Genomic DNA, 7722 nt, shown 5'->3' with positions numbered 1-7722 from the left:
ACAATTAAGTAAACGCAAACTGTTTCTTCTATCTACTTACTATTTAAGGTTAATAGTGACATAACCAGATTTAAAAATTCGACTTAAATTCATTGATGAATGGAGAGGTTTATATGAAATTGAAAGACAAAGTAGCAATCATAACTGGTGGAGCAAGTGGAATTGGCGAATCTACTGTTCGTCTTTTTATCGAAGAAGGTGCAAAAGTAGTTATTGCTGACTTTTCTGAACGTGGAAAAGAACTATCAGATGAATTGAATGCACATGGATATAATACTTTATTTATTAAAACTGATGTAACAAAAGAGGCAGATATTAAACAGCTAATTCATGAGACAGTAAGTACATACGGTAAATTAGATATTATGTATGCCAATGCCGGCGTTGCTGATGATGCACCAGCAAACGAATTATCCTATGAAAAGTGGAAAAGGACTATTGATATTAATTTGTCTGGGGTATTCCTTTCTAATAAATATTCGATTGAACAATTCCTTAAACAAGGTACAGGTGGTGTCATCGTTAACGCTGGTTCGATTCATAGTTTTGTTTCATTACCTACCCCAACAGCATACTCCTCTGCAAAAGGTGGTGTGAAACTATTAACTCAAAATTTATGTACTGCCTACGCTAAATATGGAATACGTATTAATGCGGTGTGCCCCGGTTATATTGACACCCCTTTACTTGGTAGTGTTAATCCTGAACAGAAAGAATATTTAGCTTCACTTCATCCACAAGGCAGACTTGGAACACCAGAAGAAGTCGCTAAAGCTGTCTTATTTTTAGCAAGTGATGATGCTAGTTTTGTTAACGGTACAACACTTCTTGTTGATGGAGGCTATACTGCACGTTAATTTAAAAATTTTGAAGCACCCTAAGAAATATATAGTCTTCAACAAGAAAAAGCGCCATCACAAGTGACGGCGCTTTTTCTATGTAAGAGCAACTAGAAGGTATCCTTCTAGCCTACTCCCATTTATAAGTCCAAAACTGTTCAAGTTGCAGCCATTTTAATGTTGCTGCATCTTTGTTTTTTATTTTTGCATGCGTGTCTTCAAGCATTGCTTCTGTTTGTGAACGGTGCGCACCTAATGCAGTTAATTTATGATCAAATACTTCACTAATGTTATTTACAACATCCGGTTCTCCTAATACTGCTTCACGATTTTTCGTAATCGCAACAGCATGGATAACTGGGCGCTCTTCTTTTGGCATACGTGATACAGCGCGAACGACAGCGCGGCCAAATGCATTATGATCTGGATGTACACCGTGCTCTGGATAAAATGTAATAATTCGAGATGGATTTACTTCTTGAATAATTGCTTCAATTTTGTCAGCAACGAAATCAACATCTTCAAATTCTAACGTTTTATCATGGAAGCCAAGCATTCTTAAATCTTTAATACCCATCGCTTCACAAGCATCTTTCAATTCTTTCTTACGGATATGTGGAATCGTTTCACGGTTAGCGAATACGTTCTTACCCATGTTACGTCCCATTTGTCCTAGAGTACCACATGCATACGTTACAGGTACTCCTTGATCTGTTAATAAGCGAATTGTTCCTCCCGCAGCATATGCTTCATCATCTGGATGCGGAAATACAACAAGTACATGTCTCTCCATAAGTTTCCCTCCTTCTTACTTAAATGGTGTTAAGCTTAACTCAAGTGCAACTGCTAGACGACCTAAATTATCATGTCCAGCTAATAATAAACGCTCTTGATCGTCTACTTCCCAGTGCGTAATACCTTCAGCATATACCCAACCGTGATCCATTTTCAAACCAACTCGGTATGGATTTGTTCCAGTTATCTTCCCGCGTTCAAAACGGATAATCGCATTTCGAATGAAAGCACCAACTGTCATCATCTTTTCATTTATGTGTGATGCATACGCTCCGTTTGTCGTTTCTAAATGAATATATACATCTTTATTTACAAAACGTTCAATTTCATTTTGAATAAGAGAACTATCTTTTACTATTTCCATCGGAATTCACCTCTTTAAACCATTTTACGCAAAAATAATGTAAATTGCTATCTCTATATTAGAGGACAACGCTCACTTTTCCTAATAATTTGCACTGTGTTTTTTATATTTTTTATATGATATGTAAAAAATACATTTTTTCCTTCACTTTGTTAAATAGTTTTGTTTCTTTTTTGAATTTGCTACAATATATTTTATCCCGTATTATTGCAGCGAGATACATTTCGACAATTGAATACATAATTTAAAGAAGGTGACATGATTGGAACAGTCAGCACATGAAGTAGCAAATTGGCAATATTATTTTGCAATTGCCGTATTTTTAATCACGTACGGATTTATTATTTCTGAGAAATTGAATCGTGCTGTAATCGCACTATTCGGTGCTGCTATTATGATTATTTTTGGAGTTGTAGATTTACATACTGCTTTCACATCACATATTCAATGGGAAACGATTACCCTTTTAATTGGGATGATGATTCTCGTACATATTACGAGTCAATCAGGCGTCTTTGAATTTGTGGCCATTAAAGCGGCAAAAGCAGCTGGCGGAAAACCGATTCGCATTTTATTATTACTATCCCTATTAACTGCTGTCGGATCAGCATTTTTGGACAATGTAACGACTGTTTTATTAATCGTTCCTGTTACATTATCCATTACACGTATTTTAAAAGTAAATCCTGTGCCTTATTTGATTTCAGAAGTGCTGTTTTCAAATATAGGCGGAACAGCAACATTAATCGGTGATCCACCTAATATTATGATTGGATCAGCAAACAAGCATTTAGACTTTAACGCCTTTTTACTTAACTTAGCTCCAATCGTAATTATTATTTCTATCGTGACACTTGGCATTATTTACTTCATGTATCGTAACAAACTAAAAACAACACCTGAACAAATCGAAAAACTAATGGCATTAAACGAAAAAGATTACATTAAAGATCAAAGCCTCCTTTTAAAATCTATTTCGATTTTAGGACTAACTATTTTAGGCTTCGTACTTCATTCGATTATTCATGTAGACGCTGCTGTTATCGCGATGACAGGCGCTACACTTCTTATGTTAATCGGCGTGAAAGAACATGATATTGAAGATGTATTTGCCCATGTTGAATGGGTAACCATTTTCTTCTTCGCCGGATTATTTGTTCTCGTTGGCGGGTTAATTGATATCGGACTTATCTCTTCACTTGCAAAAGAAGTAATCGACGTAACAAACGGTGACATCGGATTTGCATCTATACTTATTTTATGGGTATCTGGCATCGCATCTGCGACAATCGACAACATCCCATTTGTCGCAACGATGATTCCTCTTATTCAAGACTTAGCTACAGGACTCGGACTATCTGTCGATTCTCCGCAAATCGAAGTACTATGGTGGGCGTTATCTCTTGGAGCTTGCTTAGGAGGAAATGGAACGCTAATCGGAGCATCTGCAAACGTAGTCGTTGCTGGTATTGCAAAACGTGAAGGACATGCTTTCTCTTATATGGACTTCTTAAAAATTGGTTTACCATTAACTATTGTTGCACTCTTGTTATCACATGCTTATATATATTTACGTTATTTAATGTAAAAGTTATATTGCATGAAATTATATCTTCAAATCCAAAAGGTTTGCAGCATCGTGCTGCAAACCTTTTTTCATCACCAAAATATACCGATAATTGCTAACCCACCCAATATCATACCACCAATTTGTCCAACGATTGCTGGTGATAATTGAACACCTTTTCTTACTTCAACAACCGGTCTTTCATGCCTTAATTGCTGCACTTCACTTTGAAGTTGATGTACACTTCCGTGTAATTCTTTAATTAATTCCTTTAATTCAGCGACCTCTTCATTTACTGGTTTACTTTTTTCTAAATTCATTTTTCATGACTCCTTATAAGTTCAATCAGTACATTGTAAAAATTCGCCAATTATCATTATATCTCCTGCATACTACATATATAATTTTGAATGTACTTTCTAACCTTGCAGCTCTATCCATTCATCCCGCAATATCCCCATAATGATACGATCAAAACACTTCCCATCTCTTTGAACCGCTTCTCTCATACACCCTTCCATCTGAAAACCTATCTTTTTATACAACGCAATGGCTGCTTTATTATAAGAAATCACATCAAGACCGACGCGGTGTAAATTCAATTCATAAAAAGCATATTTTAAGATAAGATGGATTGCTTCCCTTCCATATCCCTTTCCTCTATCATTTGCATCTCCTATACCAATGGCTAATAAACCCGTTCTGTTATTCCACTCTATGCCATGAATTGCAACAAAACCAATTAAGCGATTTTCTTGAACTGTCCTTAACATGAAAGAAACACTATTCGATCTCCGTCCCTTTAATAGCCCATCACTTGCTATTTCTTGTATCGATTGCGGGAATGCTACATCTGTATCAACATATCTTAAATACTCACTATCTTCTTGCCACATAGCCATTACTTCAGCATCTGTTTCTCTCATAGCTGATAATTTAATCGTTTTATTTCGAAAAAGATTCATTGTCATTTCAAACTCCCCCTTTTAAATAACAGGGATACTTATTTTAGCCTATTTATCCCCTTATTCCATAAACTGTTTCATAAACGGGATACTTACAATAAGCGCTGACATTGGCACATCTCCTCCATATTGAATTAACTTCATTGTATAATTTTTTATTTATTCTAACAACAATAGAAGGCCCTCCAAATTTAGAGGGCCTTTCCTAATAGCAAAACTATATTATTTCGTAAACATTTTCTCCGCTTCATCCATTGCCATTTTGTTTCCTAAAGCAGAATAGTCCAGCCATGGTTGATCATTGATAATGTATACGTGCTTGCCTTTAACTGCTTTTAAGTCTTTCCAAATTGGCGTTTCTTGAAGTTGTTTAAATGCTGCTTTTGCTTTATCATCTCTATTTACAACAACGAAAATCGCATCTGCATCAAAGTCAGGTAATACTTCTTGTGAAATGACTTCGAAAGGGCGGTTTCCATCAATTTTCTCTACACCATTTGCAGGCTGTAATCCTAAGTCTTGGAATAAAATTGGTCCCATCGGTCTTTTCGTACTAAATACACGCAATTCTTTTGCAGTAACGCGAATTGCCATTACTTTTTCGTTATTACCTAGCTCTTTATCTATTAAACCTTTTACTCGTTTTGATTGCTCTTCGTAATCTTGAATATATTTATCTGCTTCTTTCTCACGGTTTACAAGTTTACCAACTTGTTTTAAATGATCTCTCCACGTACCTTCATCTAAATTGAAAGAATGTGTTTTTGCAATTTTTTCGTATTTCGCTACATCTTTACCAGCATATTTTTCATCAACATAAATGTCAGTTGGCTTTAATTGAAGTAACGCTTCCATATTCGGATCTGTTACAACACCAAGCTTCTTCGTATCTTTCAACTGCTCTTTTGCGTGCGGTAAGAAATCTTTTAAATCTCCACCAATAACAGAACCTACTGGTGTAATTCCTAATGCAAGTAAATCATTCGTTAAATGAATAGACATTGAAGCAATTTTTGGGTCATTACTTTTTTCCGTTTTTTTCGTTGCCTCTTCATTAGCTTTCGTTTGACCACATGCTGCTAATACTAAAATACACATCATGCTAAATAAAATAGTAAGTTTCTTTTTCATATGTTCTCCTCTTTGAAGTATTTATTTTGTTTTTGTAAGTAAATAAAGAAAATACGGTGCTCCTAAAGCTGCCACTACTACACCAGCTGGAATAGAGTTTGGCTCAAATATAGAACGACCTATCGTATCTGCTAGCACTAAAATAATCATTCCGATAATGCCAGCTAAAGGAAGAAAGTGTTGATATGTAGTACCTACTAACTTCCTTGCGATATGCGGAGCAACTAAACCGATAAAACCAATCCCTCCTGCCATCGATACACTTGCGCAAGATAATCCAACCGCTGTAGCTAAAAGTAATAACCGTTCTTTTTGAACAGAAACACCAAGTCCTGCTGCTACACTATCACCTAGTGACAATGCATTTAACGTTTTAGATTTTAGCCATGCATACGGGGTTAGTATGAAAATCCAAGGTAATAATGCAAGGACATGAATCCAATCCCTTCCCCACACGTTACCAACTAGCCATCTAGAAGCGAATGTATACGTCTCATCATTTAACTTGAGAGAGAAAAATAACGAAATTGCACTAAAACCAGCTGAAACTGCAATACCAACGAGAATAAGTCTAATGGGAAGTAAACCATTTGACCGATCACTCGCAAGTAAAATAATAAGAAATGCAGCTAATACTCCTCCGCCAAATGTAAATAACGGTATTAAAATGGATGCACTTTCATTAATAGAATGAAAGAATGTAACAAATATAATTAGCCCGAAAGATGCACCTGAATGCAGTCCTAAAATACCAGGGTCTGCAAGTGCGTTACGTGATAATCCTTGTAAAATCGCACCGGAAATCCCAAGGCCAATACCAGCTAACATTGTGATTATAATTCTTGGCATACGATAATCGTATAGCACGGTTGCGCTCTCAAAATCACCATAACCAAAAAGTGTTTCAATTACTTTAAGTGGCTCTATACTCAGTGTCCCTGTATTTAGACTAATTAAAATTACAGCGATACTTACACATCCGAATATTGTAGTTACAGTAATAGCTCTCTTTTTATCCGTGTTAAAAAGATCTTTCACTTATAGCTCCCTCCCAACTTTACGTGCTATATAGAGGAAGAACGGAACTCCAACAAGAGCTACCATAATCCCTATCGCAAGTTCCTTAGGAGGGTTTACTGCTCTTGCTCCTAGGTCAGCTACAACTAATAACATAGCTCCTAATAATGCTGACATAGGAATAATGAGTCGATAATTAACACCAACTAATTTTCTAGCAATGTGCGGGATAACTAGTCCTACAAATCCGATAGAACCAACAGCTGAAACAGAAACACCTGCCAGAATAACTACTATAATCATCCCTAGTATTCTCGTTCGGTTCGTTTTCACTCCTAAATTTGTAGCAACATCATCTCCCATTGATATGAGTGAAATTGATCTCCCTAGCATTGTCGCAAAAATAATCGTTATAAGAATAATAGGGACTAAAAATTTCAAGTGTTCCCACTTAACCCCTGCAACACCACCAGCATACCAAAACGCTAAATCTTGGCTTAAATCATAATAAATCGCAACACCTGAACTTAATGAATGTAAAAGCGCTGCCATAACCGCTCCAGCAATCGTTAACCTCATTGGTGTTAACCCGCCTGATGTTGCTGATCCAATAACAAAGATAAGTACTGTACTTAAGACAGCTCCAATAAAGGAAACAATCATTAAATAGGAATACGACATATGTGGGAAAAAAGCAAAACTAAGTGCTACTACAAACATCGCACCTGCATTTATTCCGAGTACACCTGCATCAGCTAAAGGATTTCGTGTTACACCTTGCATAACAGCACCAGCAACCGCAAAAGCTGCCCCTACAACTGCTGCACCAATTACTCTCGGGAGCCTTAATTCATAAATAATTTGGTGCTGTGTTAGTTTCGGGTTGTAATCCAAAACCGCTGCCCACACCGTTTGTAAATGAATATCTTTTGCACCAAATGAAATGGCTAAAAATATAGATCCAATTAAACATAAAATTGTTAAGCTCATGAAACATATGAACTTAATATGTATCCAGCGGTTATTACCAGCATGTACAGTAGA

The 7722-nt window shown here is 36.3% G+C and carries 9 protein-coding genes; 2 read left to right on the top strand and 7 right to left on the bottom strand.

Features of this window, described 5'->3' with window-relative positions; all coding sequences use genetic code 11:
- Positions 1-113: 113 nt before the first annotated feature.
- The gene (locus tag ACQGS6_RS19115; protein ID WP_000768020.1) at positions 114-857 is read left to right on the top strand and encodes an SDR family NAD(P)-dependent oxidoreductase; all 744 of its coding nucleotides are present in this window, start codon (positions 114-116) and stop codon (positions 855-857) included.
- 112 nt (positions 858-969) lie between these two features.
- Here ACQGS6_RS19115 and bshB2 read toward each other — a convergent pair whose 3' ends face one another.
- Both bshB2 and ACQGS6_RS19105 read right to left on the bottom strand, forming a co-directional pair.
- Complete coding sequence (gene bshB2, locus ACQGS6_RS19110) at positions 970-1632, bottom strand: bacillithiol biosynthesis deacetylase BshB2 (protein ID WP_000439483.1); 663 nt, start codon at positions 1630-1632, stop codon at positions 970-972.
- Between the two features lie 15 nt (positions 1633-1647).
- Positions 1648-1998, bottom strand: coding sequence for a YojF family protein (locus ACQGS6_RS19105; RefSeq protein WP_000407045.1), 351 nt, complete (start codon positions 1996-1998; stop codon positions 1648-1650).
- A gap of 262 nt (positions 1999-2260) precedes the next feature.
- Here ACQGS6_RS19105 and ACQGS6_RS19100 point away from each other — a divergent pair, with 262 nt between their 5' ends.
- A complete protein-coding gene (locus tag ACQGS6_RS19100) occupies positions 2261-3586 on the top strand; it encodes an ArsB/NhaD family transporter (protein ID WP_000437985.1) in 1326 nt (441 codons plus the stop codon).
- 71 nt (positions 3587-3657) lie between these two features.
- Here the strand turns inward: ACQGS6_RS19100 and ACQGS6_RS19095 are convergent, their stop codons facing one another.
- From ACQGS6_RS19095 to ACQGS6_RS19075, 5 genes are all read right to left on the bottom strand, one after another.
- Complete coding sequence (locus tag ACQGS6_RS19095) at positions 3658-3885, bottom strand: hypothetical protein (protein ID WP_001047523.1); 228 nt, start codon at positions 3883-3885, stop codon at positions 3658-3660.
- 99 nt (positions 3886-3984) lie between these two features.
- Positions 3985-4536 carry a GNAT family N-acetyltransferase gene (locus ACQGS6_RS19090; protein WP_000178510.1) on the bottom strand — a complete coding sequence of 184 codons (552 nt, stop codon included), beginning with the start codon at positions 4534-4536 and terminating at the stop codon, positions 3985-3987.
- 216 nt (positions 4537-4752) lie between these two features.
- Positions 4753-5661 carry an iron-hydroxamate ABC transporter substrate-binding protein gene (locus ACQGS6_RS19085; protein WP_000728222.1) on the bottom strand — a complete coding sequence of 303 codons (909 nt, stop codon included), beginning with the start codon at positions 5659-5661 and terminating at the stop codon, positions 4753-4755.
- Positions 5662-5682: 21 nt separating this feature from the next.
- Positions 5683-6699: a FecCD family ABC transporter permease gene (locus ACQGS6_RS19080; RefSeq protein WP_000653826.1), complete on the bottom strand. Its 1017-nt coding sequence runs from the start codon at positions 6697-6699 to the stop codon at positions 5683-5685.
- Positions 6700-7722 (bottom strand): FecCD family ABC transporter permease (locus ACQGS6_RS19075; protein ID WP_426965439.1); only part of this gene is annotated, 1023 nt, incomplete at its 5' end.

This window comes from Bacillus sp. GMs2/2 (assembly GCF_050172095.1).
Classification (GTDB): domain Bacteria; phylum Bacillota; class Bacilli; order Bacillales; family Bacillaceae_G; genus Bacillus_A; species Bacillus_A cereus.
This window is presented reverse-complemented; position numbering and strand designations above follow the sequence as displayed.